Source organism: Leisingera aquaemixtae (assembly GCF_019801145.1).
GTDB classification, from domain to species: Bacteria; Pseudomonadota; Alphaproteobacteria; order Rhodobacterales; family Rhodobacteraceae; genus Leisingera; species Leisingera aquaemixtae_A.
Genome location: NZ_JAHVJQ010000003.1, coordinates 105284 through 131787, shown reverse-complemented (window position 1 = coordinate 131787; position 26504 = coordinate 105284). Strand labels below are relative to the sequence as shown.

At 62.7% G+C, this 26504-nt stretch carries 23 protein-coding genes and 1 pseudogene; 11 read left to right on the top strand and 13 right to left on the bottom strand.

The window, feature by feature from the left end; all coding sequences use genetic code 11:
• Positions 1–3: 3 nt before the first annotated feature.
• From KUW17_RS08030 to KUW17_RS08010, 5 genes are all read right to left on the bottom strand, one after another.
• Entirely contained in the window at positions 4–1455 is a 1452-nt protein-coding gene (locus KUW17_RS08030; protein WP_222477814.1) for a biotin carboxylase, read from the bottom strand.
• A 39-nt stretch (positions 1456–1494) separates the two neighbouring features.
• Positions 1495–4239, bottom strand: a complete 2745-nt coding sequence (locus KUW17_RS08025) for an aminotransferase class I/II-fold pyridoxal phosphate-dependent enzyme (RefSeq protein WP_261397110.1) — start codon at positions 4237–4239, stop codon at positions 1495–1497.
• A gap of 50 nt (positions 4240–4289) precedes the next feature.
• Positions 4290–5258: a carbon-nitrogen hydrolase family protein gene (locus KUW17_RS08020; RefSeq protein WP_222477812.1), complete on the bottom strand. Its 969-nt coding sequence runs from the start codon at positions 5256–5258 to the stop codon at positions 4290–4292.
• A gap of 278 nt (positions 5259–5536) precedes the next feature.
• Complete coding sequence (locus KUW17_RS08015; RefSeq protein ID WP_222477810.1) at positions 5537–6115, bottom strand: UbiX family flavin prenyltransferase; 579 nt, start codon at positions 6113–6115, stop codon at positions 5537–5539.
• Complete coding sequence (locus tag KUW17_RS08010) at positions 6112–7620, bottom strand: UbiD family decarboxylase (RefSeq protein WP_222478699.1); 1509 nt, start codon at positions 7618–7620, stop codon at positions 6112–6114. The genes KUW17_RS08015 and KUW17_RS08010 overlap by 4 nt, the downstream gene beginning before the upstream one ends.
• 213 nt (positions 7621–7833) lie before the next feature.
• On the opposite strand from KUW17_RS08010, the gene KUW17_RS08005 reads away from it, so the two are divergent.
• The 7 genes and pseudogenes from KUW17_RS08005 to KUW17_RS07980 all read left to right on the top strand — a co-directional run bounded on the left by KUW17_RS08005 (position 7834) and on the right by KUW17_RS07980 (position 13496).
• Complete coding sequence (locus KUW17_RS08005; RefSeq protein ID WP_261397108.1) at positions 7834–8298, top strand: SCP2 domain-containing protein; 465 nt, start codon at positions 7834–7836, stop codon at positions 8296–8298.
• On the top strand, positions 8298–9275 hold the full coding sequence (locus KUW17_RS08000; protein ID WP_222478695.1) for a peptidase U32 family protein: 978 nt from the start codon (positions 8298–8300) through the stop codon (positions 9273–9275). The genes KUW17_RS08005 and KUW17_RS08000 overlap by 1 nt, the downstream gene beginning before the upstream one ends.
• Before the next feature lie 4 nt (positions 9276–9279).
• The gene (locus KUW17_RS07995; protein ID WP_222477808.1) at positions 9280–10185 is read left to right on the top strand and encodes a U32 family peptidase; all 906 of its coding nucleotides are present in this window, start codon (positions 9280–9282) and stop codon (positions 10183–10185) included.
• Complete coding sequence (locus KUW17_RS07990) at positions 10182–11420, top strand: NnrS family protein (protein ID WP_222477806.1); 1239 nt, start codon at positions 10182–10184, stop codon at positions 11418–11420. Before KUW17_RS07995 ends, KUW17_RS07990 begins: the two co-directional genes overlap by 4 nt.
• A gap of 327 nt (positions 11421–11747) precedes the next feature.
• A pseudogene (locus KUW17_RS23495) lies at positions 11748–11945 on the top strand (helix-turn-helix domain-containing protein); the annotation flags it as partial.
• Positions 11946–12344, top strand: coding sequence for a cupin domain-containing protein (locus tag KUW17_RS07985; protein ID WP_409996772.1), 399 nt, complete (start codon positions 11946–11948; stop codon positions 12342–12344).
• A 42-nt stretch (positions 12345–12386) separates the two neighbouring features.
• Positions 12387–13496, top strand: a complete 1110-nt coding sequence (locus KUW17_RS07980; RefSeq protein ID WP_222477802.1) for a CaiB/BaiF CoA transferase family protein — start codon at positions 12387–12389, stop codon at positions 13494–13496.
• Positions 13497–13754: 258 nt separating this feature from the next.
• On the opposite strand, the gene KUW17_RS07975 is transcribed toward KUW17_RS07980, so the two are convergent.
• From KUW17_RS07975 to KUW17_RS07955, 5 genes are read right to left on the bottom strand one after another with little or no spacing between them, the layout of a single operon-like run.
• Positions 13755–14306 (bottom strand): DUF3833 family protein, encoded by a 552-nt coding sequence (locus tag KUW17_RS07975; protein WP_222477800.1) that lies wholly within the window; start codon positions 14304–14306, stop codon positions 13755–13757.
• On the bottom strand, positions 14303–15529 hold the full coding sequence (locus tag KUW17_RS07970) for an MFS transporter (RefSeq protein ID WP_222477797.1): 1227 nt from the start codon (positions 15527–15529) through the stop codon (positions 14303–14305). Before KUW17_RS07970 ends, KUW17_RS07975 begins: the two co-directional genes overlap by 4 nt.
• On the bottom strand, positions 15529–16038 hold the full coding sequence (locus KUW17_RS07965) for a hypothetical protein (RefSeq protein WP_261397107.1): 510 nt from the start codon (positions 16036–16038) through the stop codon (positions 15529–15531). Before KUW17_RS07965 ends, KUW17_RS07970 begins: the two co-directional genes overlap by 1 nt.
• Positions 16019–17188, bottom strand: a complete 1170-nt coding sequence (locus tag KUW17_RS07960) for an SAM-dependent methyltransferase (protein WP_222477795.1) — start codon at positions 17186–17188, stop codon at positions 16019–16021. Before KUW17_RS07960 ends, KUW17_RS07965 begins: the two co-directional genes overlap by 20 nt.
• A complete protein-coding gene (locus tag KUW17_RS07955) occupies positions 17127–18470 on the bottom strand; it encodes an NAD(P)/FAD-dependent oxidoreductase (RefSeq protein ID WP_222477793.1) in 1344 nt (447 codons plus the stop codon). The genes KUW17_RS07960 and KUW17_RS07955 overlap by 62 nt, the downstream gene beginning before the upstream one ends.
• Positions 18471–18616: 146 nt before the next feature.
• Here KUW17_RS07955 and KUW17_RS07950 point away from each other — a divergent pair, with 146 nt between their 5' ends.
• Entirely contained in the window at positions 18617–19390 is a 774-nt protein-coding gene (locus KUW17_RS07950; protein WP_222477791.1) for a DUF1365 domain-containing protein, read from the top strand.
• Entirely contained in the window at positions 19387–20112 is a 726-nt protein-coding gene (locus KUW17_RS07945; protein WP_222477789.1) for an SDR family NAD(P)-dependent oxidoreductase, read from the top strand. Before KUW17_RS07950 ends, KUW17_RS07945 begins: the two co-directional genes overlap by 4 nt.
• A gap of 18 nt (positions 20113–20130) precedes the next feature.
• Here the strand turns inward: KUW17_RS07945 and KUW17_RS07940 are convergent, their stop codons facing one another.
• From KUW17_RS07940 to KUW17_RS07930, 3 genes are all read right to left on the bottom strand, one after another.
• Positions 20131–20766: a ChrR family anti-sigma-E factor gene (locus tag KUW17_RS07940; protein ID WP_222477786.1), complete on the bottom strand. Its 636-nt coding sequence runs from the start codon at positions 20764–20766 to the stop codon at positions 20131–20133.
• Positions 20763–21281, bottom strand: coding sequence for a sigma-70 family RNA polymerase sigma factor (locus KUW17_RS07935; RefSeq protein ID WP_222478690.1), 519 nt, complete (start codon positions 21279–21281; stop codon positions 20763–20765). The genes KUW17_RS07940 and KUW17_RS07935 overlap by 4 nt, the downstream gene beginning before the upstream one ends.
• A 184-nt stretch (positions 21282–21465) precedes the next feature.
• Positions 21466–22356, bottom strand: coding sequence for a LysR family transcriptional regulator (locus tag KUW17_RS07930; RefSeq protein WP_222477784.1), 891 nt, complete (start codon positions 22354–22356; stop codon positions 21466–21468).
• A 114-nt stretch (positions 22357–22470) separates the two neighbouring features.
• Here KUW17_RS07930 and KUW17_RS07925 point away from each other — a divergent pair, with 114 nt between their 5' ends.
• Positions 22471–24021 carry a proton-conducting transporter membrane subunit gene (locus KUW17_RS07925; RefSeq protein WP_222477782.1) on the top strand — a complete coding sequence of 517 codons (1551 nt, stop codon included), beginning with the start codon at positions 22471–22473 and terminating at the stop codon, positions 24019–24021.
• An 11-nt stretch (positions 24022–24032) separates the two neighbouring features.
• On the top strand, positions 24033–26447 hold the full coding sequence (locus KUW17_RS07920) for a YbcC family protein (RefSeq protein WP_222477780.1): 2415 nt from the start codon (positions 24033–24035) through the stop codon (positions 26445–26447).
• Positions 26448–26504: the final 57 nt, after the last annotated feature.

The following is a 26504-nucleotide window of genomic DNA, read 5'->3' as shown; positions in this document are numbered from 1 at the left end:
AGCCTACATAATCTTGAACGCCGGATCCTCAAAGGCCTGTGCTGACGGAAGCGGCCGCGCGGAATAGGCGTTCTTGATGCCGTCGATCCAGCGTTTCGACTTCTCTGTCAGCTGGAACCCCTTGGTCATCGACCGGCCGCGGGTGACCAGAATGCCCAGATCGGCGCCTTCATAACGGTAATCGCCTGCGTTGGAAATGCGCAGGAAGAATGCCTCGTCCTCGCTTTCAACTGCGCGGCGGTGGTAGTCGAAGCGGTCAAACACAACCTGGCCGTCCGGCAGCATCCTGTAGATGCCGGATTCCGGGGCTTTGGTGACGATGTCCACGGTGTCCTCTGTGTGCTTGATCACCATCTGCGACCAGGAGTCGATCATGTCCGGGTCGGCCCAGCGCGCGTTCAGCTCCTCCACGTCCAGCTTGAACGGCTTTTTCGAGAACTCCAGCAGATGGAACAGGAACAAAGGCGCATCGGCATGGGCGAAAGCCGCGTGGTTGGTCATCGACGACGCCCCGGTGATCCGCGGGTTGAGCTCGCCCAGCCAGATGTCGCCGGTTTTCTTGTCGATCAGGAAATCCAGCTCGAAATAACCGCGGTAGCCCTCCTTGCGCAGCTGTTCGCCGAACTTGAAAGTCAGCTCCCGCGCCTTTTCGCGGGTTTTCGGCGGGAAGGCGGTCGCGAAGATCTCGTTGCCGCACCAGCCGCCGCGGTAGGGGGTCAGCTCCTTGAAGCCGACAAGCTCGGTCATCAGGGGGCCGACGATGGTCCCCTCGGAGGTGCAGCAGGCCTCGATCGCGGAACCGCGGCAATCGATCCGCTTCATGATCTTGATCTCGCCCTGGCCGACAATCTCATGCTCGTGCTTGCGGAAATCGCCCTCGTTCTTGATGAAAAATGTGGTGTGGCCGGAATCCCCGAAGGCGCTTTGCAGAACCAGATCGTCGCCCAGATCCGCCTTCTTGCAGATCTTTTTGAGATGGTCGTAGCTGTCCACCTTGGACAGGGTATTGGGCACCGACGGCACGCCTGCCTTGTTGCCAACGCGTACGGTCTGGATCTTGTTGTCCATGTTGGTGCGCAGCTTTGCCTTGGGAAACCAGACCTCGCCGCCGATTTCCTTGACCAGCTTTTCGGTCTTTTCGTCGAACATCAGAAACACGAATTTCGGCTTGCCGCCGCGCGCCTTGACGTAATCGATGACTTCCTTGTGCTGCAGCAGGTAGTTGTTGATGTCTTCGATCGACTGGAATTCATCGTGCGGCAGCTCGGACGGGACCAAAACATTCGGATGGCGGCCGTCGAAACAGTCCATATAGCAGATGTACTTGAAATTCTTCACCCATTCATCAAGCCCGAGAAGATTGAAGTTCGTCGCTGAGACAAAATAGATCGGGTCCGAATTGGTGTGGAAATAGCGGCGGATCTCCGAAATGTTGTTCAGAACTTTCTTCGGCATGTAACGTCTCCCTGATTTTTCTAATTGATCTTCGGACTTCTACTTTTGGACGGACTTCAAGGCCTCCTTGGTGAATACGCGCAAGCCCAGGTCGGCGCGGTAGCCGTGGATCTCGCGGACGTCGAGCGCCCGCATGAACGACAGGATCTCCGGGCTGATGACCTGGCCAGGCACCAGGATCGGAAAGCCTGGGGGATAGGGGATGATGAAACTGGATGACACTAGCTCCTCGCCTGCTTCCAGGCGCTCCATCAGGCTGTCATCGGTTGGGATGTAGTCGCAGTTGTCCTCGTTGTAAGCGAGGAAGAAGGCGGTGCGGATGTCGCCCTCCGGTGTGTCGCTGCCAGCCCTGAAGGCATCGTGGAAACGGCTGAAGTCCGGCAAGGGTGGCACGTGCTCCACCAATGCTGAGACCCGGTTCTCAAACGACCGGCGCTCCATCTTCGAGGCATCGTCCAGCAGATCATCCAGATCGTTGGCAATCTCCACCAGCACCTCGATCAGATACGCGACCGAAGAGCGCGTGGTGCCGATATTGGTCATGAACAGCACCGTGTTGCGGGAGGTCTTGTTGATCTGAATCCCGTACTTGTCCATCAGGATCTTGGTCTTGAAGGTATCGCCGTCCCAGCCGGTGCCGCCCACCGCCAGGGTGACGCGGGTCGGATCCAGCACAAACTCATCCTGGCTCCACATGTTCCAGGTGTCGGCCCAGCCGTGGTCCGGATCATAATAGGCCTCAACCCCGCTTTCCCGGAAGGCTTCGGGGATCATGTCGCCGGCGGTCAGCACCCGGAAATATTTGTTAAGCAAGGGGTTGTCGGAAATGGCTCGGCGGATCGACATCGCGGTTTCGATCTGCTTCTGGACAAATTCAAACCCTTCCAGTTCCACCTGCCTGCGGCCGACGTCCAGTGAGGCGATGATCTGGTAATTCGGGGAGGTCGAGGTATGGGTCATATAGGCCTCGTGAAAGGCCTGCTCGACCTCGCCCTTGAAGTCCTGATCGTTCACATGGATCATCGAGCCCTGACGCAGCGATGTCAGCGTCTTGTGGGTGGACTGGGTTGCGTAGGCCCGCACCCGCGCATCCGGCGGCGGCACCAGCCGGGTGTTCAGCCAAGTCTCCTCATCGGCACCCTTGAGCGCTTCCTGCTGCGCTTTCCAGGCCTCTGCCGTTTCCTCGCTGCGCAGCGTGTCCCTGAGCATGTTGGCAACGCCCATGGCAGTGCGCTGACGGTAGGTCGGGTCAAACCGCGCAAAGGCAAACCAGGCTTCGTCCCACAGGAAAATCAGGTCCTTCTTGATGGCCAGGCATTCTTCCATAACCCGCCGCACGTTATAAACGATGCCGTCAAAGGTGCAGTTGGTCAGCAAGACCATCCTCACCCGGTCCAGCTTGCCCGCCGCCTTGAGCTGCAGCAGGGTGTGTTTGATTTCCCTGAGCGGAACCGCCCCGTACATCGAATGCTCATGCAGCGGGTAGCTGTCCATGTAGGCCACGCTGGCGCCTGCCAGCACCATCCCGTAGTGGTGCGACTTGTGGCAGTCGCGGTCCACCAGCACGATATCGCCGGGGCGCACCACCGACTGCACCACGATCTTGTTGCAGGTCGAGGTGCCGTTGGTGGCAAAGAACGTATGCTTGGCCCCGAACGCCCGCGCCGCCATGTCCTGGGCTTCCTTGATCGGGCCGCGCGGCTCCAGCAGGCTGTCGAGGCCGCCCGAGGTGGCGGAGGTTTCCGCAAGAAAAATATTGGAGCCGTAAAACGCCCCCATGTCCTGGATCCAATGCGAGCGGCTGATCGACTTGCCGCGGCTGATCGGCATCGCATGGAAAACGCCGGTGGGCTGCTTTGAATATTCCTTGAGCGCGGTGAAGAACGGCGATTTGTAACGGCGATCCACCCCGCGCAGGATGTTCAGATGCAGTTCCTGAAAATCCTCCTGGTTGTAGAACACGCGGCGGCAGCGGCCCAAGTCCAGCCCGGCAATGTCCTCAGCTGACCGGTCAGTGACCAGATAGGCATCCAGCTCCGGGCGGATCTTCTCAATCAGGCGGCAGGCCTCGGGGCCGTATTCATGAGGCTCGATCGCATCGACGGCCTCCTCCTCGCTGACCCGCGTCAGATACTGGCTGAGGATCGGCAGGTCGATCTTGGACTTCAGCGACAGGCCCGGGCGCACCACCACGGCCTGCACATTGTAGTTGAACAGGATGCCGATCAGCGCGTCCTCCAGCGAGGGCACGATCACCGGCTCATAGATGAACTGATCCTCGACCCGGCGCATGCGCAGCAGGTTCTGCCGCAGGAAGCGCTCCTGCGATTCAGTCACGTCGTCAACGATCAGAACCTCGAAATAGGGACGGCCCAGCGCCCGCGCTTCCGGCGCGAGCGAGGCCTCATCCTCATAGTCCTCGTTGTCGATTTCCTCTGACGAAAGCGGAATAGACCGCCGCCGGTAGGCGCCGGAGGTCAGCGCCCTGGCAATGCGGCGGATGGACACCGACAGATCGTCGGCATTGCCATGCTGCAAAAGGCGGCGGAGATGTTCAAAAGCATGTATCCCCGGAAACGCCCAGTATTGCTCGATCGGGGCCAGCACCTCGAACAGATGCTCCGCCGTTTTCAGGAGCTTCTCGCTCTTTCGGCCTTCCTTGCGGTGCCGCGCGAGGCCTTCAGCGGCCTCCCGCAATGCGCTCCACCTGTCCGCGCGAAGCTGTGTCGCGCTGTAGTAGTCCCGGATCGACGGCAACGTCTTCTTACGCGAGTGCAAGTTCAAAACCTGCCTCCTTTCTGACGCGTCAGGACCGGTGCCGCCCTCCAGTCCGGTTAATCTGAGCCTGTCTTCCCTGGGAAGACAGAGAAATTATGCGGCGAATAGAAAGTCTGTTCCAAATTCTCCAGCGAGCTTCTGGGATCGGCGGTTTGCAAACCGCGCGGCGACCCTTGCCCCGGCGTTTCCAGCGGCCCCAGTGTCTTGAGATAAGCATCCGCGCCGCTGGCGCGGTCGTAAACGGTGAACTCGGCCTCGCGGTCGCGGAAGCTCTTCAGCACCTGCCCCAGCCCTTTCAGGCCGGTTTCACGCTGCCGCCGGACCTGGTCGAGGTCGATCTCGATCGGGAACATGTCCTCCTGGCCTGCCGACTGGTGCAGCACGGTGGCCGAAGGATCCACGACCAGCGACCGGCCGACGCCGCCTGCGCCCAGCCCGTTGACGTCAAAGACATAACATTGGAACTGCGCCGCAGTCGCGCGGGCAATTGCAATCTCCGCATCCCGGTCAGTGGTGCCGGTCAGCACCGGGTGCAGCAGCACTTCGACGCCCTGGCTGGTCAGCTGGCGGGTGGTTTCCGGGAACCAGATGTCATAACAGATCGACAGGCCGAAACGGCCCACCCCCGGCACGTCGAACACGCAAAACTCGGTGCCCGCCGAAATCCCTGCCTCATACGGGCGGAAGGGGAACATCTTGGAGTATTTGGCGACGATCTCCCCCTGCGGATTGATCACCACAGAGGTGTTGAAGATCCGGCCGTCCTCGGTCTTTTCGAACATCGATCCAGGAATCAGCCAGATGCCGAACCGGCGGGCATCCTCCTGGAACTGTTGCACCACGTCGTTGGGAAACGGCTGGGCAAAGCGGTCAAGCGGTCCGTAGGGCGCCAGTTCGGAAAACAGAACCATCTGCGTCCAGGGGAAGCGGGCCATCAGTATTTCAATCCGGTGGCGCATTGCCTCAACATTCGAGTGCAAAGCGCCAACGTGCATTTGAACACCAGCAATTGCGAAAGGTGTCATAGGGGGAGGAACTCCAGCTGTCTTTGTTCAAGCCAGTCTATGGGGGGTTCTGGGGCTTGGCTAGAGCGTATCAGCAATCCTGGCGTCCATTGCGGCTTTCTGGGCAGGCTGACCTTGGGGAAACCAATTGCTTCCCTTCCTGGGCCACCCCGCTTCGCCTCACGGATCCTGGGGCTCACGTATTTTGCTTCAAATCTAGCCCACCCGCGGCGACAGCTTCCCATCCCGGCGACCGCCATAACCGATTTGTTCAGGCGCTTCCGCCGCCGGCCGCGAGATCAGCCGCTGTGCTGCGGCGACCAGCGCTGCGCGCAGGGGGCGGACAGCGCCAGCATGTCAACCGCCCGGGCGGCAACCTGGCTGGCCGCCTGGGCCAGGGTGTCATGCGCCAGATAGAATGCCGGAACCGGCGGCATTACAATGGCACCCATTTCCGTCACCGCCGCCATGTTCCGGATGTGGGCCAAGGTCAGCGGAGTCTCGCGCGCAAGCAGAACCAGCCGCCTGCGCTCTTTGAGCTGAACACCGGCCGCCCGCGTCAGCAGATTATCATCAAACCCGTGCGCGATTGCGGCCAGTGACCGCATCGAACACGGCGCAACGATCATCCCTGCCGCCGGCACTGACCCGGATGCGATGGCCGCCCCGATGTCCTGCACCGGGTGCCAGCGCGCAGCCAGGCCCCTGAGGATTTCCACGGCGTCCGGTCCGCATTCCTGAGCCAGGGTCCTCTCTGCCGCGGCACTGGCCACCAGGTCAATCTCCACGCCAAGCTTCTGCAGGTGCCGGGCAACTGCCAGGCTGAGCATGGCACCGGAAGCGCCTGAAACCCCCAGCACAACCCGCTGCGCACTCATGCGGTCAGCTCCGGCATCAGCCGGGCCACCAGGTCGGCGGCAAAGGCCTGATCCTTGGCATCGCCCTGCATGACCTGCCCCCATTCCCTGGCCGTTTCGCTGCCAATTTTCGTGGTGGCATCGACACCGATCTTGCCTGCCAATCCCGGCTGCGGCGACGCGAAATCAAGGTAGTCCATCGGCGTATTCTCGAGCATCATAATATCGCGGGACGGGTCCATGCGGGTGGCCAATACCCAAGCGATGTCATCCCAGCTCCGCGGGTCAACATCGGCATCCACAGCGATCATCATCTTGGTGTAGCTGAATTGCGGCAGCATCCCCCACAGCGCCATCATCACCCGGCGCGCCTGGCCAGGGTAGCGTTTGTCAATGCTGACGATGGCAATGCGGTAGGAGCATGCGGCGGGCGGCAGCCACAGGTCGCGGATCTCCGGGATCTGCGCCCGCACCGTTGGCAGGGCCAGCCGGTTGAACACCTCGCCGATGATGGCAGGCTCATCCGGCGGCCGGCCGGTATAGGTGGAGAGATACAGCGGATCCTCGCGGTGCGTCACCGCGCTTATCTGCATGACGGGAAAGGGCTCTGCCGGGTTGTAATAGCCCGTATGGTCGCCAAAGGGGCCTTCGGGTGCGGTCTCTGATGCGGACACCCAGCCCTCCAGAACGATCTCTGCATCGGCGGGCACCATCAGCGGGATGGTCTTGCAGGGCACCAGACGCGGGCGGGCGCCGCTGAGGGCGCCGGCAAAGGTCAGCTCTGACACGGTTTCCGGCAAGGGCAGCGCGGCAGACAGCAGCGTGGCGGGATCCGCCCCCAGAACCACGGCAACCGGCATCGGCTCCCCCTGCCCGGCCCAGCTGCGGTGATGCGCAGCGCCGCCGCGGTGAGGCAGCCATCGCATGATCAGCCGCGAGCGGTCCAGAACCTGGGTCCGGTAGACCCCGGCATTGTAACTGTTGACGTTTTCTGCGGCGCTGCCGTGCGGGCGGGTTATCACAACCGGCCAGGTAATCAGCGGCCCGGCATCCCCCGGCCAGTGGGTCTGCACCGGAAGGCCATCAAGGCTGGCATCAGGCCCCTCGCGGGTGATGGCCTGAACCGGAGCGGTTTTCACCATCTTCGGCCTGGTCGCCAGCGCTGCCTTGAGCATGGGCCAGCGGGACAAGGCATCGCGCAGGCCGTCCGGCGGAGCAGGCGACCTGAGGGCCGCCAGAAAACTCCCCAGATCATCCAGGCCGTCCTGCGGCACCCCAAGGCCGGCCGCCACGCGCTCAGCCGTCCCGAACAGGTTCACCAAAACCGGAATGCCCGACACCTGGCCGCTGTCCAGCACCGGGTGGTCGAATTGCAGCACCGGGCCGCCGGCTTCCAGCACTGCCCGGTGCACCGCCGTCATCTGATGGCGGACGGAGACCGCATCGCCGACTTTCTGAAACTGCCCGGTTGAAGCGCACCAATCGAGGAAATGGCGGAGGCTGGGATATGGCGGAAAAGTACGAATTGGACCGCTCCAGTACTGATTTCCGCCGATCCCTAGCAAAGTTTCCGGCTGCGAATTTGTCCGCCGTCAAACTCTGGCCGCGTGCGGGGCCATACACCCGCTGCAGTCGAAGCCACCGGCGGGAAAGGATTTATTTTGCCACACGCCCAGCCACAGATCCCGAATTGCCCGGCAGCCCTTGCGCGTTTGCTGCGCGTCGCACCCCTTGCTCCTTTGTCGCTTTCGCTCACGGCCTGTTCCCGGCGCATCGCCAAGCGCCACCCGGGCCTGTTCCGCCGCCTGGGCGAGCACAGCCGCAAGAGGTTTGTCCTGGCCCCAACTGATCTGCCCGTTCTTCTTTGCCTTGATCCCAACGAGGGCCAGCCGAAAGTCCGCGCGGTGCGCGGACATTGCGACGGCGATGCCCGGATTTCCGGCCCTCTGGCAGCGCTTCTGGGGCTAGTGCATGGGGTCTATGACGGGGACGCGCTGTTCTTTTCGCGGGACCTGGTGATCGAGGGCGATACCGCCGCGGCGCTGGCACTGCGCAATGCGGTGGACGACGCCGAACTGGATATCTCGCAGGAAATCGCCGCCCTGTCCGGGCCGTTTGCACGGTTCCTGCTGCGAGCGGTTGCCTTTGCCGAGCGGCGCACGGGCGTTCCTTTGGCCCGGCCAGAGGAGGAAGCAGCATGGTGATGGAAATCGTCTGCCCGGCAGGCACCCCCGCGGCACTGCGCGCCGCCGTCAAGGCCGGGGCGCACACGGTCTATTGCGGCTTCAACGACGAGACCAACGCCCGCAATTTCCCGGGCCTCAACTTTGACCGCGCCGAAATGCGCGAAGGGGTGGCTTTTGCACATGATCACGGCGCCAAGGTGCTGGTGGCGATCAACACATTCCCCCGCGCAGGCGATCAGGCGCTCTGGCACAGAGCCATTGACGATGCCGCGCAATCCGGTGCGGATGCGGTGATCCTGGCGGACCCCGGCTTGCTGGATTACGCCGCGCGCAGCAACCCTGGCCTGCGGTTGCATCTTTCGGTTCAGGCCGCCGCCGCCAATGCCGACATCATCAATTTCTATGCCGGCACATTCGGTGTGAAACGGGTGGTGCTGCCGCGCGTTCTTTCTGTACCGGAAATCGCGGCGATCAACGCCGAAACAGAAGTGGAAACCGAAGTCTTTGTCTTTGGCGGATTGTGCGTTATGGCCGAGGGGCGCTGTTCGCTCTCGTCTTACGCAACCGGGCTGTCTCCGAACATGAACGGGGTCTGCTCCCCCGCCAGCCATGTGGAATACCGCGACGACGACGGCGCCCTGGACGCCAAGCTGGGCGGGTTTACCATCCACCGCGTGGCCAAAGACGAGCCGGCACCCTATCCAACCCTATGCAAGGGCTGCTTCTCAGCAGGCAGCCAGACCGGCCACCTGTTTGAAGACCCGGTCAGCCTCAACGCGGAACAGCTGATCCCTCAGCTTCAGAAGGCCGGTGTCACCGCACTGAAGATCGAAGGGCGACAGCGCTCGAAGTCCTATGTGGCGCAGGTGGTGCGCAACTTCCGCGCTGCCGTTGATGCGCTGGAAGCAGGCCAGCCGCTGCCGCAGGGCATGCTGGCGAGGCTGTCCGAAGGCCAGTCGATGACCACAGGCGCCTACAAGAAAACCTGGAGATAACAGAATGGAACTGACTGTCGGGCCGAACCAATTCTTCTGGCCGGCCGAAAGCTGGAGCGCGTTTTACGGCGCTTTGGCCGAGGCCCCTGTTGACCGTGTTGTTCTGGGCGAGCTGGTCTGCTCCAAACGCCTGCCCTTCTACCAGGACCGCATCCCTGAGGCACTCTCCCTGCTGGCGGAAGCGGGCAAGGAGGCAGTGCTGACGAGCCTTGCCCTTGTCACGCTCAAACGCGAGCGCAAGCTGACGGCGGACCTTGCAGCGATGGGGGTGACGATTGAAATCAACGACCTGACGGCGCTGGCGCACATGCCCAACGGCATGGGCTTTCACGTCGGGCCGCTGGTCAATGTCTACAACGAGGGCACCTTGGCGTGGCTGGCATCGCTGGGGGCCACACGTGTCTGCCTGCCGCCAGAGCTGCCGCTTGCGTCGGTTGAGACACTCACCCGCGCAGGAAGCGAGATGGGCGTTGCCATTGAGGTCTGGGGCCACGGGCGGCTGCCGCTGGCGATCTCAGGGCGCTGCTACCATGCCCGGCTTCACAAACGGACCAAGGACAATTGCCAATTCGCCTGCGAGGATGACCCGGACGGGCTTGAGGTGCGGACGCTGGAAGATCAGCCCTTCATGGCGATGAATGGGGTTCAGACCCTGTCGCACAGCTATGCCTGCGCCGACTACCAGATTGAGGCTCTGGCCGAAGCCGGAGTATCCGCCCTGCGCCTCTCGCCGCAGTCTCAGGGGTTCATCCGGCTTTGCCAAGCCTACCGCGACCGGGTGAATGGCGCTTTGCCCCCAGGTGGCATTGCCGCGAATGTGCAAGAGACTTCCCCGCAAACCCGCCTGAGCGACGGGTTTCTGACCGGGCCAAGCGGTGTGTCCTGGTCCGCCGATCCAGCACCATCGTGATCCGAGGCCGGGACCTCAGCGCATTCTGGCAGGCCCCGTACCGGCCGCTGTTCCTCTCGGCGTTCCTATGCGCGCTTTTAGCTGTCGCCTGGTGGCCGCTGGGCGTGCAACTGGGGCTGCCAGAGCCTGGTCTGGAGCCTGCCGTGCTATGGCATGTTCATGAGCTGCTCTTCGGCTTTGCGCCGGCCGCCATCGGCGGCTACCTCCTGACGGCGCTGCCGGGCTGGACAGGGCGGCCACCGTTGCGCGGCACCGGCCTGAAGGTTTTGGTTTCGCTCTGGCTGCTGGCCCGCGCCGCGACAGCAATATCCGCGGCGGCGCCGCTTGCTGTCCTTCTGTTCTTGAACGCCGCATTTTTCCTTTGCCTTGCCGGGTACATCCTGCACGAGCTGATCACGGTCCGGGCATTTCGCAAACTGGGGTTTGCTGCCGCCGTTCTGGCCCTGGGCCTGGCGGAGGCTGTTTACCTGGCAAATGCCGCCACCGGAAATGTCTGGAGCAGCCTGGCCCTTGCGCAATATACTCTGACCGGCCTGACCCTCCTTCTGTTCAGCGTCGGCTCGCGGGCGATCCCCGCCTTCACCCGCAATTGGCTGGCGCTGTCAGACCGCACAGCGGTGCAGGTCCGGGAACGCCCGCAGATGCGGGCTGTTTCCCAGGGCCTGCTGGCGCTGGTGCTGGCGTTGCAGCTGGCCGGAGCCACCGCGGCCGCAGATACCGTATTGACTGCAGCCGCCATAGCCATGTTCTGGTCCACGCTGGGCTGGCGCACGGCGGTTGCCCTTTCCAACCCGCTGCTGGCAGCACTGCACCTGGCCTGGCTTTGGCTGCCCTTTGGCGCGCTGGCCGCGGGCGCCGCCGGCCTCGGCCTGGTTGACTACCCGTCGTCTGCTGCCCTTCATTCCATCACCATCGGAGCGATGTCCGGGCTGATCATGGCCATCGCCGGACGGGCCGGCGCCCATTCCAGCGACGGCGTCATGCGCGCCCGCACTGGGTTTACCGCCGGAGCAGTTCTGATCTGGCTCACGGTCTGGATCCGGCTGTCGGTTCCGCTCTTTTCGGCATTTGCTGATGGCCTGATCGCCGCTGCAGCTGTGTTCTGGTGCTGCGGCTGGATTGCCTTCATTGTCGGCTTCCGTCACGCGCTCTGCGGCCCTGTCCCCAGACCGGTTCTGAGCGGGAAGCGAAGCGAAGCCATTCTAGCAAACACCTCAAGCACGAATACAAAGTGAAATCTGGCTCTGTGGATCGCTGGAAGCGCCCTGCGCCAACAGCTCCAGGCGCGGCCTGCACATCAGGGAACACGGTAGCGTGCTGTGTTTGCAGGAATTCCGGCGAGGCGGTTTTGAAGCCATTCGTTCGGGCTCGGCGGTGATTGCTGACATCCGTCCCGGGCCAATTGATAAGCGAAGAGTATTTACCTATGGGTCCAGGCCACCTTGGGCCGAGATCTGTTGAAAGGCATTGAAAGAACGCGCTCACCTTGCTCAAGATATTGATCGCTGATAGTGACGGATACCAAGCATCGCAGGATTCGCCCACTCAGCATCCTGGCAGTTATGGAGATGCAAAAAATGACGCAGGAATTTGACGTAGGCGCCCGCCTTAGAGAGCTCAGAACGCAATTCGGCTTATCGCAAAGACAGCTGGCAGATGCGGCGGGCGTGCCGCACGGTCAGATCTCAATGATAGAAACCAACAAAAGCAGCCCATCGGTGGCATCATTGCGCAAAATCCTGGGCGGCTTCGGGATCAGCATGTCAGAGTTTTTCGAGCCGGAAGCCGCGGCAAACCATCAGCCGTTTTTCACCCCGTCCGAATTGCGCGACCTGACGAGCCTGCTTTATCAGGACAGCGACCCGTCGCGCCGCAGGATTGCCATCAGGCAGGTTGGCGACGCCAAGGCACATGGCCTGCAAATCCTGCACGAACGGTATGAAGCCGGGGCCGACACCGGTAATTCAATGATTGAGCACGAGGCCCACGAGGGCGGCATCGTAATCCTGGGAGAGCTTGAAGTCACTGTCGGCAGCGAGATCCGGGTGCTGAAAGCAGGCGATGCCTACCTGTTCAACAGCCGGGAACCGCACCGGTTCCGCAATATCTCCGACCGCCCCGCCGAAGTCATCTCGGCTTGCACACCGCCCTACCTGTAACCTGCTTCGGCCAATTAGGACCGCACTCAAAAGGACATCCGCATGTCTCCTCTCGAAGGCCTGAAAGTTGTTGAACTTGCCCGTATTCTTGCCGGTCCCTGGATTGGTCAGTCGCTTGCCGATCTCGGCGCCGAGGTCATCAAGGTGGAAGCGGAAAGCGGCGACGACACCCGCAGCTGGGGCCCGCCCTTTATCGAACGGGACGGAGACAAAACAGCCGCCTACTACTACGCTGCAAACCGCGGGAAAACCTGTGTCACCGCAGACTTCCGCACCGAGGAAGGCCGCAGCAAGGTGCTGGAACTGATCCGCTGCGCGGATATTCTGATCGAAAATTTCAAGGTTGGCGGGCTTGCGAAATTCGGCCTCGACTACGACAGCCTCAAGGAAGTGAACCCGCGCCTGATCTACTGCTCGATTACCGGGTTTGGCCAGGATGGCCCCTATGCCGAGCGTGCAGGCTACGACTTTCTGATCCAGGGCCTGTCCGGCCTGATGTCCATCACCGGTGAACCCGGCCAGCAGCCGCAAAAGGTCGGTGTTGCGGTAACGGACGTGGTCACGGGCCTTTATGGCACCATCGGCATTCTTGCAGCCGTTGAGCAGCGGCACCGCACGGGTAAGGGGCAGCATCTGGACATGTCCTTGCTGGATTGCGCCACCGCGATGCTGGCAAACCAAGCGATGAACTACCTGGCCACCGGCGAAAGCCCCGTGCGTAAGGGCAATGACCACCCCAACATTTCCCCCTATCAGGTTCTACCAACCGCTGACGGCCACATCATTCTGGCAGTTGGGAATGACGGGCAGTTCCAGCGTTTCTGCAAAGTGATTGAGCGGCCTGATCTGCTGCAAGTACCGGACTACGCCAGCAACGGATTGCGAGTCGCAAACCGCCAAGCGTTGACAGCCGAGCTGGAAAAGTCTCTCGAATGCTGGGCTTCGGGGGACCTTTTGGCCGCGCTCGAAGCCGCCACGGTCCCGGCAGGGCCGATAAACTCGATCGGGGAAGCCTTCAACGACCCGCAGGTCCAATTCCGCGGCATGGTGATTGAACCGGAGGGCGTGAAAGGCGTGCGCGGACCTTGGAAATTCTCTGACGCAGAGCTGTCACTGGAAAAAACAGCGCCGGTTCTACCGAAGGAAATCTGACGGAAAGTCTGGAACATACCGGTTGCGCCTTTGGCCGGCTAGTACCTCCCCTTCCCCTCCGCAACCGGCCCCGTTCATAAGTGCAACTGCCGCAGGTTCCTGATCCCACCAGCGCAGCAGTGGGCTATGCTGCTGCAAGTGCAAATCATGGCGTTCCCGCACGCGGGTTTCGGCAACCAGATCCGTTTCCCGCCAGTTGAGAAAGGCCCTTCAATTCCCGGCTTGCCGCAAAGGGCGTAAGTGCAAGCAGTTTTAACGCTACCTGTCAGCCGGACGCATGGTGGCAATGAGCTCCGCTGCCTTGACACCGAACTTTCGCATTTCCGACTTGTTCAGGATAACCCCGCTTTGCGTCAGATACAGCCAGTCCGTCGCCTTCAGCCTGTGTCCGCCGGATTCCTCCGGCAGGATGATTTCATACTCCATCCGCACAGTGGAGCCGGACACCACCCCCTGCGCTTCGCCCACGATGTCCTCTGCTGTGGCGGTGAAACTGTTGCCCTCCCCCAGTGTCAGGAACCATTTGCGGCTTTGGTTACGGCCATTGGAATAGGTGAACTCTTCGCTCAACGTGCCGGTGTTTCCCTCCCATTCGCCGTGCATCCGGGCGGTGAAGCTGTTTGTCATCCGGCCGTCCGGGCCGAAGATCAGCCCTTCCGACAAAATCTCCCCCGACAAATGGGTCTTAAGCGAGAACTCTGGTCCTGAAGCCGCATAGTCCGCAGGGGTTTGCGCGCGAAAGCTGAAGAACAGGGATTTGGCAAGAATCGCAGCCAGGGCGATCAGCAGGATTGCAGCAAGTAGTTTCATGCGGTTTTTTCCTCCGTGGGAAGTGCCAGAACCAGCGCAAAGGCGCCCAGCTTCAGGACGCAAGGCACAACGGCATAGAAGATATTGAGTGTTGCAAGGGCGGAAGCGCTGTTTGCGGAACCGGGCGTAAAGCCGCTGCGCTCCAGCATCGGCAAGGTCGCAAAGGCCGCCAGTGCAAGCGCAAGCTTGCCGGCAAAGGACCAGATGCCGAATGCCAGCGACGCCTTGAGCTCCGCCCGGGCCAAAGCGATGGAAAACATGGTCGGCAGCAGAACCATATCCGCCCCCAGTGCCGCGCCGGAGGCGAGGCAGATCACGGCAAAACCTGCAAGATTGCCCGGGGCAAGCTGCGCCGCCCCGGCGAAGCTGAGGATGGCTAAAGGCATCGCCATCAGCAGAGCGGCCCTGGCCCCGATCCGGTGGCTGAGAGCAGCCCAGGCAGGCACGCTGAGACCAGCGCTCAGGAAGAACAGGATCAGCAGCGGCCCGGCCATACCAGCCAATTGCAGCCTGTCCTCGGTGAAAAACAGGAACAGGGTTGAAGTGACAGCCACTGGCAGCGCGTTCACCAGTGCCAGCACCAGCAGCCGCAGGGCGCCTGCCTGCCGCAGCCCGGCCAGCGACAGCTGCCGCGCCGCCGGAGCCGGACGCCGCCAAAGCGGCAGCGACAAGAGGCCTGCTGCCAGGGCAATCGCTCCCAAGAACAGGCCAAAGGCCGGATACCCCTGACCGCCTGCGCCCAGCGCGGCCAATGCTGCCGGGGCCGCGGCAGCAAGGATCACGCCTGCAAGCATTCCGGCCTCGCGCCAGGCGGCCAGATCCGTCAGCGCGGAAGCGTCCGGCTGGCTGGCCAGTGCGGCGGAGCGTCCGTAAAGCAGGATCATGCCAAGGCTGTAGGCTGAAAACAGCAGCACCAGCACGCCGCCCAGCCGCAACGCGGCGTGCGGCCCGGGCGCCATCATGAACAGCAGCGGAAACCCCGCAGCCAGCCCGGCCGCTGCGGCCAGCGCAAAGACCGTCTGCGCCCCCGGCCAGCGGTCGATGGCCCAGCCAAAGGCTGGATCCTGCACAAGATCCACGATCCGGACAGCCAGCAGAAGACCCCCGGCGGTGGCCAGGTCAATTCCCAGATTGACCGAGGCAAACCGCGGCAAATGGATGTACAGAGGGATGCCGGCCGCCGCCAGCATCAGCGCATATAGGCTGACGCGCGGATAGACCATCACTCCCCCTTTAAGCGCCGGGTAAAGGAGGCTGAACGGGTGTCCGGCCCCAGGAAAATCGCCATGAAACGGCCCTTGATGCCGGGATGGCTCAGCGTGCAGACCCGCTGACCGTTGTTCCAGAAGCCAATCCTGTCTGGCCCCTTGGACACGGCGGCATAGCTGTCGCCCCTCCTCACATCCCGGAAGCAGCGTTCCAGCTGCCCGCGCACCGGCGGTGCGCCGCCAAGGCGCTCCAGCTCGCGCAGGGTGCTCTCCACCAAGTCAGCACCGCTCAGATAGCGCAGGTAGGTCAGCTCCAGGGCGAAATCCCGGCTCCAGTCCAGCGGTGCGCCGCCATGGGTGAATAGCCGAGCCTTGTAGAGCGGCACTCCGACAAAGCGGAAGGTGGACTCGCCGCGCAGTTCGGCCCCTGGCAGCGCGCGCTCGATGACTGAGGCCTGCACGGCCCCCGCAAGTGCTACAGCCAGCGCCAGTGCGGGCAGGCAATTATGCATGAAGCGGGGCATGTTCCAGCTCCACCTGCACGACATTGGTGTGCCCGACAGCAAAGGACGCTGCGCAAATCTCCAGGTAGTACTGCCAATTGCGGCAGAAGGCCTCACCGTAACCCATCTTCAGGACCCGCGGCCTCAGCGCCGCGAGGCGTTCGGCCCAGATCCGGCAGGTGCGGGCGTAATCCTGGCCGAATGCGAAACTGTTGCGCACCTGCAGCCCGGCCTGTTGTGCCTGGGTGCGGATCACGCGGTCCGACAGCAGCATCCCGCCAGGAAACACGTACTGCCGGATATAGTCAGAAGAGGTCCGGTAGGTAGGGAAGAAACTGTCCTTTACCGTGATGGCCTGAAGCACGGCCCGCCCGTCACCGGCCAGCTTATGCTTGAGCACGGAGAAATAACTGGGCCAGTACCGGGCCCCAACCGCCTCAATCATTTCGATTGAGACGATATTGTCGTAGGTGCCTTCAATATCCCGGTAGTCGCACAGCCTGATATCGGCGCGCCCGTCAAGCCGGGCATCAGCATAGCTGTGCTGGTTGCGCGATATGGTGATGCCGGTCACGTCGCGCCCTTCCTGCGCCGCCTGTTCCGCGAATCCGCCCCAGCCGCATCCGATCTCCAGAACCTGCCTGCCGCTGCCCAGCCGGGACAGGATGCGGGCGTTCTTTCGAATTTGGGCGCGGGCCAGATCGCTGTCTGGCTCGTCAAACAGGGCTGAAGAGTAGGTCATCCCCTCGTCAAGCCACAGCGCATAGAACTCATTCCCGACATCATAATGCGCGCGGATGTTGCGGCGGGCGCCGCGCCGGGAATTGGCGCGCAAAAGGGTGTCGGCCAGCCGGAACCGGGCACGGTTCAGCGGGCTGGCCTGGTCGTAGGCCGCCAGGTGATCGCGGTTGCGCATCGCAACTAACATCAACGTCTCGATCGAAGGCGTATCCCACAGCCCCTCCACATAGGTTTCGCCGAGACCGACCTGGCCATGTGCGGCCATCGCCGGCACCGCTGACCAGTCCCGGATCACCATCTCCGCCTCAGGGCCGGAAGTGCCGAAATTGTAGCGCTCGCCTTCCGGTGTGCGCAGGATCAGCCGGCCTTCACGGAGACGCTCGCAGCTGGACAGAAATTTCGTCTTCAGGGCTTTGCTGGTAAAACGCATGTTCCAATCCTTCTGCTCGGGGCGGGCTGGCCAGGCAGCGCACGATACGCATGGCGCTGGCAATGCCGTCTTCGTGAAAGCCGTGCCGGTTCCAGGCTCCGGCGAACCAAGTGCGGTTCTGCCCCTGCATCGCGCGGATCCGTTCCTGCGCCCGCAGGGCCGCCCGGTCAAAAACCGGATGAGTGAACTCAGTCTGGTCGTAAATGGCCTCTGCCGGAATTTCGCTCGACGGGTTCAGGGTCACAAACAGCGGATCATTCTCGGGGATGCTTTGCAGCCGGTTCATCCAGTAGGTGACTCCAATCGCACCGTCCTGCGACCGGTAGGCCCAACTGGACCAGCAATCCCGCCGGTTCGGCATCTGGCGCGGATCGCAATGCAGCACGGCACGATTTGCCTGGTAGCGGATGCTGCCCAGCGCCTCAGCCTCCGCCGGGGTGGCATCTTCTCCCAGCAGCGCCAGTGCCTGATCCGAGTGGCACGCCAGGATCAGCTCATCATACTCCGCGGGAAGAACACCCGCCGCCGCGACGGACACCGTCTGACGGCCGCGCCATACCTGCCGGACCGGCGCGCCGGTGCGGATGCGGACACCGCGGGCCGTCAGCGCGGCTTCCAGCCGCCGGACATATTCAATGCTACCGCCCTTCACGGTCCACCACTGGTGCTTGCCAGTCCCGGCCAGCAGCGCATGGTTGCGGAAGAAGCGCACCAAGGATTTTGCCGGAAACTGATCCACTTCCGCGACCGGTGTCGACCAGATCGCGCCGCACATCGGCATCAGGTAGTGATCTCGAAACCAGCGGCCCAGGCGCAGCTCCTCCACCAGCGCGCCGATTGTCTTGACGTCATCGCGGGCCACGGCTTCCGCTTGGTTTCCGAACCGCAGGATATCCATGATCATCTTGTAGAACTGAGGCCGGATCAGGTTGCTTTTCTGAGCCGTCAGCGCACCCAGCGTGTTCAGGCCGTATTCCAGCCAGCCGTCGTCGATGCTGGCCCCAAAGCTCATTTCGCTCTTGATCACCGGCACATCCAGATCACGGAAAAGCCGGGTCAGATAAGGATACGTCGCATAATTGAATACGATGAAACCGGTATCGACCGGCTGATCACCGTTCCGGCCTGCCATTACGGTGCGGGCGTGGCCGCCCAGCCGCGGCGCGGCCTCGTAAAGGGTCACATCGTGGAAGGGCGATAGATAATAAGCTGCCGCCAGACCGGAAATGCCGCCGCCGGCGATGGCAATCTTCTTGCGCGCAATACTGGATTGATCGAACATGATGATCCCGTTTTTGGTGCAATGTTCAAGGGATACGGCCCTCCCAGGCAGCCGGATCACATTCAGTTGCAGAAATATTTTCCGCGTTTCGCGCTTTTGCTTAAGGTCCAAGTGAACCATCGGCAGAGTTTGCCCGTATTCACCGCATGACACTGGATCACGTCCAAGCTGAAACCTTCCATGCCCGCCGCGGCGCGCTGAAGAACGCGTTCACCTACGGCGTCGATTTCGTGCTGACCGATTTCAGCGATGCCCATCCGCGGCTGATTTCCCGGAACCGCTTCAATCTCTGGTCGCTCTGGGACCGTCACCACGGCGGCCGCCGCGGACAGGGACATGGTCTTGCCTGGTTCCGCGGGGTGCTGGCTGCCCGGGGCATGCCCTTACGTGGCACTCAGCTTCTGCTGCTTACGCAGCCCAGCTTCCTGTGGTTTCACTTCAATCCGGTCAGCTTTTGGATTGCCCTGCGCGATGGCCAGCCCTGCGCGATTGTCGCCGAGGTCAACAATACCTTTGGCGGCCGCCATTGTTATTTCTGCGCGCATGAAGATTTCCGTCCGATCCGTAAATCCGACCAGCTGACAGCGAATAAACTGATGCATGTATCACCGTTTCAGAAGGTCGAGGGGCTTTACCGGTTCAACTTTCACCTCAGCGAAAGCGATGTCAGCATCCGCATCGCCTATGAAAACGGCAGCCAAGGCGTGCTGGCAACTCTGAAAGGGCGCCGCAGCCCGGCCACCAGTGCCAGCCTGCTGCACGCCGCTCTGCGGCGCCCTCTGGGCGCGGCACGGGTGCTGGCACTGATCCACTGGCAGGCGGCAATCCTCGCCGTGAAGCGGGCGCCATTCCTTAGAAAACAGCCCGCGCCAAAAGTCTTGGTCTCCGACAGCAGCAACATTGCCAAGGCCCGCCAATGACCGTCTTTGAAGGCAAAACCTATTGGCTCATCGGTGCCAGCGAAGGGCTCGGCAGAGCGCTGGCCAGCGGGATGAACGCGGAGGGAGCGCATCTGATCCTTTCGGCGCGCAACACTGACCGCCTGCAAAGCCTGGCCCGCAGCCTGCCCGGTTCGCGCATACTGCCGTTGGACGTGACCGACGATGACGCCGTGGCGCAGGCCGCAGCGGGCATTACGCAGCTGGACGGGCTGATCTACTGCGCCGGAGCCTATGATCCCATGCGCACACAGGATTGGGACAGCGCGAAGGCGCGGCAGATGCTTGAGGTGAACTTTACCGGAGCCCTGCGCGTTCTGGGCGAAGTAGTGCCGCGTTTCGTTAGAGATAACCGGGGAGATATAACCCTGATCGGCTCTCTGGCGGGCTACCACGGGCTGCCCGCATCCGTGGGCTATGGCGCCAGCAAGTCGGCGCTGGTCAGCCTTGCCGAAACCATGCGCTTTGACTTGCGGAACACCGGTGTGACTGTCCGGCTGGTCAACCCTGGTTTCATCAAAACGCGGCTGACGGAGAAAAACAGTTTCAGAATGCCGATGCTTATGGATCCGGAGGACGCGGCCAGCCGGGTGCTGGCCGCAATGCACAAAAACCGCTTCCGGACCAACTTCCCCGCACTTTTTTCCTGGGCCGTCCGGAGCCTGTCCTTCATTCCCGACTGGCTGCTTTACCGTGGCAGGTGACGGGCGTTCCCCGCCTTCTCAGATCCGGAACAAGGGTTGCAGCAGCCGCGGCATGAATGCCCGAAAGCGCAGCGGCGCATCGGTTGCCGCCAGGCAAATGCAAGGTCCGCTTGCGCCCGCCACAGGTGTATGATCCACCTCCTCGTCAGCAACTTCCAAGTCGCCGGCCCCGAATTGCCCGGTTTCGTCGCTAAAGCTGCCCTGCAGAACCAGGGTCAGTTCCAGGCCGTTGTGGCCATGATCCGGAACCGCCTGCCCTGCAGGAATATACAGCAGCCGGACCGAGCCTGAGTTATCCGCCATCAGTATGTCCTGCCGCACTCCCATGCCCAGCGTCTTCCACTTTGGCTGCCGCCCCTTCATCGCCGCGACCACAGGCCCGGGGAAGATGCCTGACCGGTCATAGCAGGGCTCCGGGGTGAAAGGCGCATCCAACTGCGCCAGCACATCCTGGCGCAATCTGCCGGACACCGGCTCCGCCGCGCAGCTCTCTAGCAGCAGCCCGCCAACAGCCTGATGCGCCTCCAGCGCCGCCCGGCATTGTGCACACATCGACACATGGGCGGCCACCACAACGGAGAACGATTGCGGCAAGGTTCCTGCCGCATAAGACGCCAGCATGGCGTCCGGGATATGATGACGGATGACGCTCATGACATGAGGTCCTTCAATTCGTGCCTCAGGCGCTGCAGGCCAAGCCGGATCCGCGACTTGATGGTGCCCAAGGGAAGCCCGGTCTGGCGGCTGATCTCCTGATGGGTCAGTTCGCCCAGATAGGCTTTCTCCAGTATGTCGCGCTGCTCCGGCTTGAGCTGGGCAAGCGCCTGTTTCAGCTGCCCCGCCTCCTGCTCCAGACCCAGAATCTGGCTAGCATCGGGTTCTAGGCCCGGCTCTTCGCGCAACTCCTCGGGCACCGGGCGGTTTTCCTTGCGCGCCACGTCGATCTGCCGGTTGCGCGCGATCTGATAAATCCAGGCCGACACCTGCGCCCGGTGCGGATCAAAGGTTGCGGCCTTACGCCAAACCGTCAGCATGACGTCCTGCACGATCTCTTCCGCCTGCGGCGGCGGCGCGCCTGCGCGGATTACAAACCCCTTGAGCCGCGGTGCAAAGTAATCAAACAGCGCTGCGAACGCGGCGCGGTCTCGCCCATCGCGCACTGCGATCATCCAGACGGTCTGCTGCGAAAAACCGGGATCTTTCTGCGTCACGTATCTGCTTTCCTCGCGGCGTGCCTTCGACGCGTGGAGCGGGGAACGCAAAGGCTGGATATCTGCGGTTTCGATCAGCATAAACCGGATACGGCACTGATGGGTATATGGATCTTTTTCTTTTCTAGTCTCCTTTCAGGCGTCAGCCCGCCAAAGCCGGATCCGGCGTGCTGGCCAGAAGCTCCTGCACTAGCGGGTTTGGAAAGCGCCGGCGCAAGGTGATCGCATAGAATGTCTCCCGGATGCGCGGATGCTCCGAAGCCTCCACCAAACGCCCGGATTTCAGTTCATCCTGCACAACAATCGGGGGCACCAGCGCAAGGCCGATATCCTCCCGCGCCAGAAGGCGCATCATCGCCATGTCGTCCACCTCTGCCACCACTTGCGGGCGCACTCCCAGACGGCTCGCCAATGCGTCAAAGGCAGTTCGCATAGAATTTTCCGCAGTCGGAAGGATGAAGGGCTGGGTCTCCAGCAATTCAACGAAAGGGCGATCCGGCTGCAGTCTGCCAGGCGTGCCGACGATGCCTACTGCCTGCTCGGCGATGTGATGGGTTTCATAAGGTGTGAGCGAGTCGCTGGCCGGCTCGCGGTTCATCAGCACCACATCCAGGTTCAGGGTCTGCAGCCCCTCCAGGAGTTCGGCTGGACTGCCTGAACGCAGGATCACTTCCACATCGGGGCGTTGAAGAATTGGCCGCAGAAAGCTGATCTGAAAGTTGCGCGACAGTGTTGCCAGAGCCCCGATGCGCAGCGCCTGCCGACTCCGCCCGGTTTCCTGCAATGTTGCCACAAGCTCTTGCCCTGCCGAGAAAATCGCATCCGCATGATCCAGCGTGATGCGGCCCGCCTCGGTCAGGTGAAGCTGCCGTCCGCGCCGTTCAAACAGGTCATGGCCCAGCCGTTCCTCCAACTGCTTGATCTGCACGGACAGAGCCGATTGCGACAGGTTCAGACGCTGCGCAGTACGGGTCAGATTGCCATCATGGGCAACTGCCCAGAAGTAGCGGAGATGGTGATAGTTCAACGGCATTCATTCTAATTAATAGAACGAAATCTAATGAACAATGAATTTTTATTAACCCTCACACTCCCCTAGTTTCCGCTTCCAGACCGCCCTTGGCCGCTGAAATCAGGAAATAGCACCATGAGTTACCTTTTTCTGCCTCTGCTCAGCCCGCTTGTGCTGCTGGCTGCCGCTTACTACGCCTTCCGCAATCCAGGCCGCCGCCCCCGCCTCGTGCCTCGGCTGGCCGAATGGGCTGCTCTGGCTGCCCTCGCCGGCGCGGCAGGGTCGGCGCTGCTGCTGGTCCTGCACGGCCCTGGAACCTCGCCGCTGATCGGTCTCTGGGGTGCTGGGCTTTCAGTGCGGCTGGACGCCGTCAGCGCAGTGATGCTGGCGCTGGTCAGCTTTATCGGCTGGATCGTCCTGCGCTACACCGCCACCAGTATGGACGGCGAAGAGCGCCAAGGCGCCTTCACCGGATGGATGGCCGCAACCCTGGCTGCGGTTCTACTGCTGGTGACGGCGGGCAATCTTATCCAGCTTGCCGCGGCCTGGATCGCCGCCAGCCTGACGCTGAACCGCCTGCTGCTTTTCTACCCGTCACGCAACGGCGCCCGGCGAGCAGCCCGCAAGAAAGCTCTGGCCGCCCGGCTGAGCGAGATCGCCCTGGCCGGCGCTGTGGTTCTGCTGATTGCCGGTCATGGCACCACCGACATTGCCTCTGTCCTGACCAGTATTGATCCAGGCGCGCTGACCAGTGCAGCGGCTGTGCTGATTGCACTGGCAGCAGTTCTGGCCTGCGCGCAATTCCCGATGCACGGATGGCTGACCGAGGTGATGGAAGCCCCGACGCCCGTTTCCGCCCTGCTGCATGCAGGCGTGATCAACGCGGGCGGCTTCCTGCTGATCCGGCTTGCCGATCTGATGCTGGCCGCCCCGGGCGTGATGGCGCTGCTGGTGATGCTGGGCGGGTTCACCGCGCTGTTTGCCAGCCTTGTCATGCTGACCCAGCCTGCCGTGAAAACCTCCCTGGCCTGGTCCACCATCGCCCAAATGGCCTTTATGATCATGCAGTGCGGCCTGGCCCTGTTTCCGCTGGCACTGCTGCATATCGTGGCCCATTCGCTCTACAAGGCACATGCCTTCCTGAGCGCCGGCAGTGCAGTGCGCTACGTCGCGGCGCTGCGCCGCCCCGGGCCGGTCGCTGTGCCCAGCGCCCGCAACGTGATGCTGGCCTTTGCCACCGCTATCGCGATCTATGCTCTGACCGGCACAGTGTTCGGCTTTGACGGCAAATCGGTTCAGGCCATTGCGCTCGGCGTGATCCTGATCTTCGGTGTTGCATACTTGCTGGCCCAGGGCCTGGCCGATGCCGCACCCGGTGCGCTCACCCGCCGCACAGTGATCTATGCCGGTGCTGCCTCTGTCAGCTACTTCCTGCTGCAGATGGCCGCCGCGCAGTTGACCGCCGGGACGCTGCCGCCCGCACCTCAGCCCGGTCCGCTGGAATGGGCGCTGATCCTCCTCGCGCTGGCAAGTTTCGGTGCCGTTGCAGTGGCCCAGTCCACCTTCCCGCTCTGGGCACAACACCCCGCCGCTGCCGGGCTGCGAGTTCACCTCTCCAACGGGCTTTACGCCAATGCGGTCTTTGACAGGCTGCTGAACGGCTGGTCCAAGAAATCCCCTGCCTGAAGGAACCCGGAATGTTTGCAAAACTCGAAACCTTCCCCGCCCCGTTGCTTGAACTCGTTGCAGAGGCAACCAGGTCAGCCAAGGCTGTCCCGCCGCTGTTCCCGCTGTCGGCAAGTGTCGCGGTGAACCCCTTCCTGGGCCAGGCATCCGAACCGCTGGCTGTTACCGCCGCCCGCATGGCGCGGGTGGCCGGAACCCGGATCACCCCGGAACGTGCCCAATGGGCACATCAATTCGAGACCGGAAAGATCCTAGAGGATGACCTGCGGGCTGCGCTTGCCGCCTTTGACGGCCAGTTCGGCCGCCCCGGCTTGGCTGACGTCAAAGCTGCCCTCAGCAATCCGGCACCTGTGCCAAAGGCGCTGCCCACCGTCGCCGAGTTGGCTGCCGATGTGTCAGGTGTTGACTGGCCGGGCCTGATCGAGGACCGCATCGGTGTCTGGGCAGCCAGCCATTTCGACCAGGGTCAGGCCCTGTGGCAGCCGAACCGCTCCGGCGGTGCGTTTGCCGCTTGGCGCGAGTTTGCCTCGCGCGATCTGACACCCGAAATCCACGGGCTGACCGGCTTTGGCGCTTTCGTGGCAGCCTCCAGCCGGTCGCATTGGCGTGCCATCGGCCGCGCCTGCGAAACGCTGGGGCTGAGCACCGCAGCGGCTGAAACCGCATTCCACCGCTGGCTGATCACCCTGGGAGGCTGGGCGCAGTACGCCCGCGGCTTGCTGTGGCAGGCTGAACTGGACGGCAAAGGCGACAACACCGTGACCGAGCTGCTTGCCATCCGCATGGTTTATGACGAGGCACTTTTCGGCCTCTATGAGGAGCAAATCGCAGCCAAATGGGCAGATACCGTGACCCGGCACGAAACCGCGCTGACCCCGGACCGCGAGATGATCATCGATGCGGTGCTGCAGGATGCGGTGGAGCGGGCTGAGCAGCGGAGGCTGGCACAGACCCTTGCGGTTTCGGCTGGCCCTGCGCCGCAAGCCCAAGACCGGCCCAAGCTGCAGGCTGCCTTCTGCATCGACGTGCGGTCCGAAGTATTCCGCCGCGCACTGGAAGCTCAGGACCAGGGTATCGCCACCTTTGGTTTTGCAGGTTTCTTCGGCCTCGCCAGCGCCCACCAGGCCGAAGCCTCCGACGTGATCGAGGCACGCGGCCCCGTTCTGCTGCCTGCTGCCATCGCCTCCAATGCCAAGGAATCCGAGCCCCGCGACCTGGACCAGCGCTATGCGGCGCGGGCGAAACGCGCCTGGGGCCGTTTCAAACTGGCTGCGGTCTCCTCCTTCGCCTTTGTCGAGGCGGCAGGCCCGGTCTATGCAGGCAAGCTGCTGCGTGACTCCCTGGCTGCGGGCAGCAAGCAAGCTGCCGGCCCCGCCCCCCGGCTTGATCCGGCTATCAGGCTGGAAGACCGGATTGGAATGGCGCATTCAGTCCTTGGCGCAATGTCCCTGACGGACAACTTTGCCCCGGTGGTCATGCTGGCCGGGCATGGTGCCGGTGTTACCAACAACCCGCATGAAAGCGCGCTGCATTGCGGCGCCTGCGGCGGCCATGCCGGTGACGTGAACGCACGCCTGCTTGCCGGCCTCCTGAACGACACTGAGGTGCGGGCAGGCCTTGCGGCCAAGGGCATCAGCATTCCGGACGATACGATCTTTGTTCCGGCTCTGCACAATACCACTACGGATGCAGTCACTCTTTACGATGGTGACGTGCCGAAGGGCGCCCATGCGGAAGATCTCACCCGGCTCAGAGGCTGGCTGGACGCCGCTGGCCTTCTGGCCAGGGCGGAACGCGCGGCCCGCCTGCCGCGGGCTGACAGCGGCGGCGACCTGATGCGCCGGGCCAGGGACTGGGCGGAACTGCGCCCCGAATGGGGCCTGGCCGGCTGCCGTGCCTTCATCGCAGCCCCCCGCCACCGCACCAAGGCCAGCGGATTGTCAGGCCAGGCCTTCCTGCACAGCTACGACTGGCGCAGCGACGACGGCTTCGGCGTTCTGGAGCTGATCATGACGGCGCCCGTAGTGGTCGCCAGCTGGATCATCCTGCAGTACTATGGCTCCTCCGTCGCGCCGGCCCTGTTCGGCGGCGGCAATAAGCTGCTGCATAATGTGGCTGGCGGTATCGGTGTGCTGGAGGGAAACGGCGGAAGCCTCCGCCCGGGCCTGCCGTGGCAGTCCGTGCACGATGGCGAAGCCTTGCAGCACGACCCGCTGCGGCTCTCTGTGGTGATTGAAGCCCCGCGCGAAGCAATGACTGCCGTGCTGGAGCGCCATGCCGGGGTTCGGGAACTGTTCGACAACCGCTGGCTTCACCTGATCGCCATGGACACCGAAGGCAGGCTTGCCTGGCGCTACTGCGGCGGCCTGAGGTGGGAGCCGTTCGGGCAGGAACCCGATGCGGAACGCGCCATCGCAGCCGAGTAGCCCTCGATTGCCTCAGCGGCGATGTGCGCAGGGCTGCCCGTCCGGCAGCCCGCAATT

What these genes read in the sequence shown, in the direction of transcription:
- KUW17_RS07975 (WP_222477800.1), bottom strand. Translation starts at nt 14,306, where the DNA reads ATGAAACTACTTGCTGCAATCCTGCTGATCGCCCTGGCTGCGATTCTT.
- KUW17_RS08030 (WP_222477814.1), bottom strand. Translation starts at nt 1,455, where the DNA reads ATGCCGAAGAAAGTTCTGAACAACATTTCGGAGATCCGCCGCTATTTC.
- KUW17_RS08000 (WP_222478695.1), top strand. Translation starts at nt 8,298, where the DNA reads ATGGAAATCGTCTGCCCGGCAGGCACCCCCGCGGCACTGCGCGCCGCC.
- KUW17_RS07940 (WP_222477786.1), bottom strand. Translation starts at nt 20,766, where the DNA reads ATGAGCGTCATCCGTCATCATATCCCGGACGCCATGCTGGCGTCTTAT.
- KUW17_RS07920 (WP_222477780.1), top strand. Translation starts at nt 24,033, where the DNA reads ATGTTTGCAAAACTCGAAACCTTCCCCGCCCCGTTGCTTGAACTCGTT.
- KUW17_RS07985 (WP_409996772.1), top strand. Translation starts at nt 11,946, where the DNA reads ATGTCAGAGTTTTTCGAGCCGGAAGCCGCGGCAAACCATCAGCCGTTT.
- KUW17_RS08015 (WP_222477810.1), bottom strand. Translation starts at nt 6,115, where the DNA reads ATGAGTGCGCAGCGGGTTGTGCTGGGGGTTTCAGGCGCTTCCGGTGCC.
- KUW17_RS07935 (WP_222478690.1), bottom strand. Translation starts at nt 21,281, where the DNA reads ATGATCGCAGTGCGCGATGGGCGAGACCGCGCCGCGTTCGCAGCGCTG.
- KUW17_RS07970 (WP_222477797.1), bottom strand. Translation starts at nt 15,529, where the DNA reads ATGGTCTATCCGCGCGTCAGCCTATATGCGCTGATGCTGGCGGCGGCC.
- KUW17_RS07945 (WP_222477789.1), top strand. Translation starts at nt 19,387, where the DNA reads ATGACCGTCTTTGAAGGCAAAACCTATTGGCTCATCGGTGCCAGCGAA.
- KUW17_RS07950 (WP_222477791.1), top strand. Translation starts at nt 18,617, where the DNA reads ATGACACTGGATCACGTCCAAGCTGAAACCTTCCATGCCCGCCGCGGC.
- KUW17_RS07955 (WP_222477793.1), bottom strand. Translation starts at nt 18,470, where the DNA reads ATGTTCGATCAATCCAGTATTGCGCGCAAGAAGATTGCCATCGCCGGC.
- KUW17_RS07995 (WP_222477808.1), top strand. Translation starts at nt 9,280, where the DNA reads ATGGAACTGACTGTCGGGCCGAACCAATTCTTCTGGCCGGCCGAAAGC.
- KUW17_RS07965 (WP_261397107.1), bottom strand. Translation starts at nt 16,038, where the DNA reads ATGCCCCGCTTCATGCATAATTGCCTGCCCGCACTGGCGCTGGCTGTA.
- KUW17_RS07960 (WP_222477795.1), bottom strand. Translation starts at nt 17,188, where the DNA reads ATGCGTTTTACCAGCAAAGCCCTGAAGACGAAATTTCTGTCCAGCTGC.
- KUW17_RS07980 (WP_222477802.1), top strand. Translation starts at nt 12,387, where the DNA reads ATGTCTCCTCTCGAAGGCCTGAAAGTTGTTGAACTTGCCCGTATTCTT.
- KUW17_RS07930 (WP_222477784.1), bottom strand. Translation starts at nt 22,356, where the DNA reads ATGCCGTTGAACTATCACCATCTCCGCTACTTCTGGGCAGTTGCCCAT.
- KUW17_RS08020 (WP_222477812.1), bottom strand. Translation starts at nt 5,258, where the DNA reads ATGACACCTTTCGCAATTGCTGGTGTTCAAATGCACGTTGGCGCTTTG.
- KUW17_RS07925 (WP_222477782.1), top strand. Translation starts at nt 22,471, where the DNA reads ATGAGTTACCTTTTTCTGCCTCTGCTCAGCCCGCTTGTGCTGCTGGCT.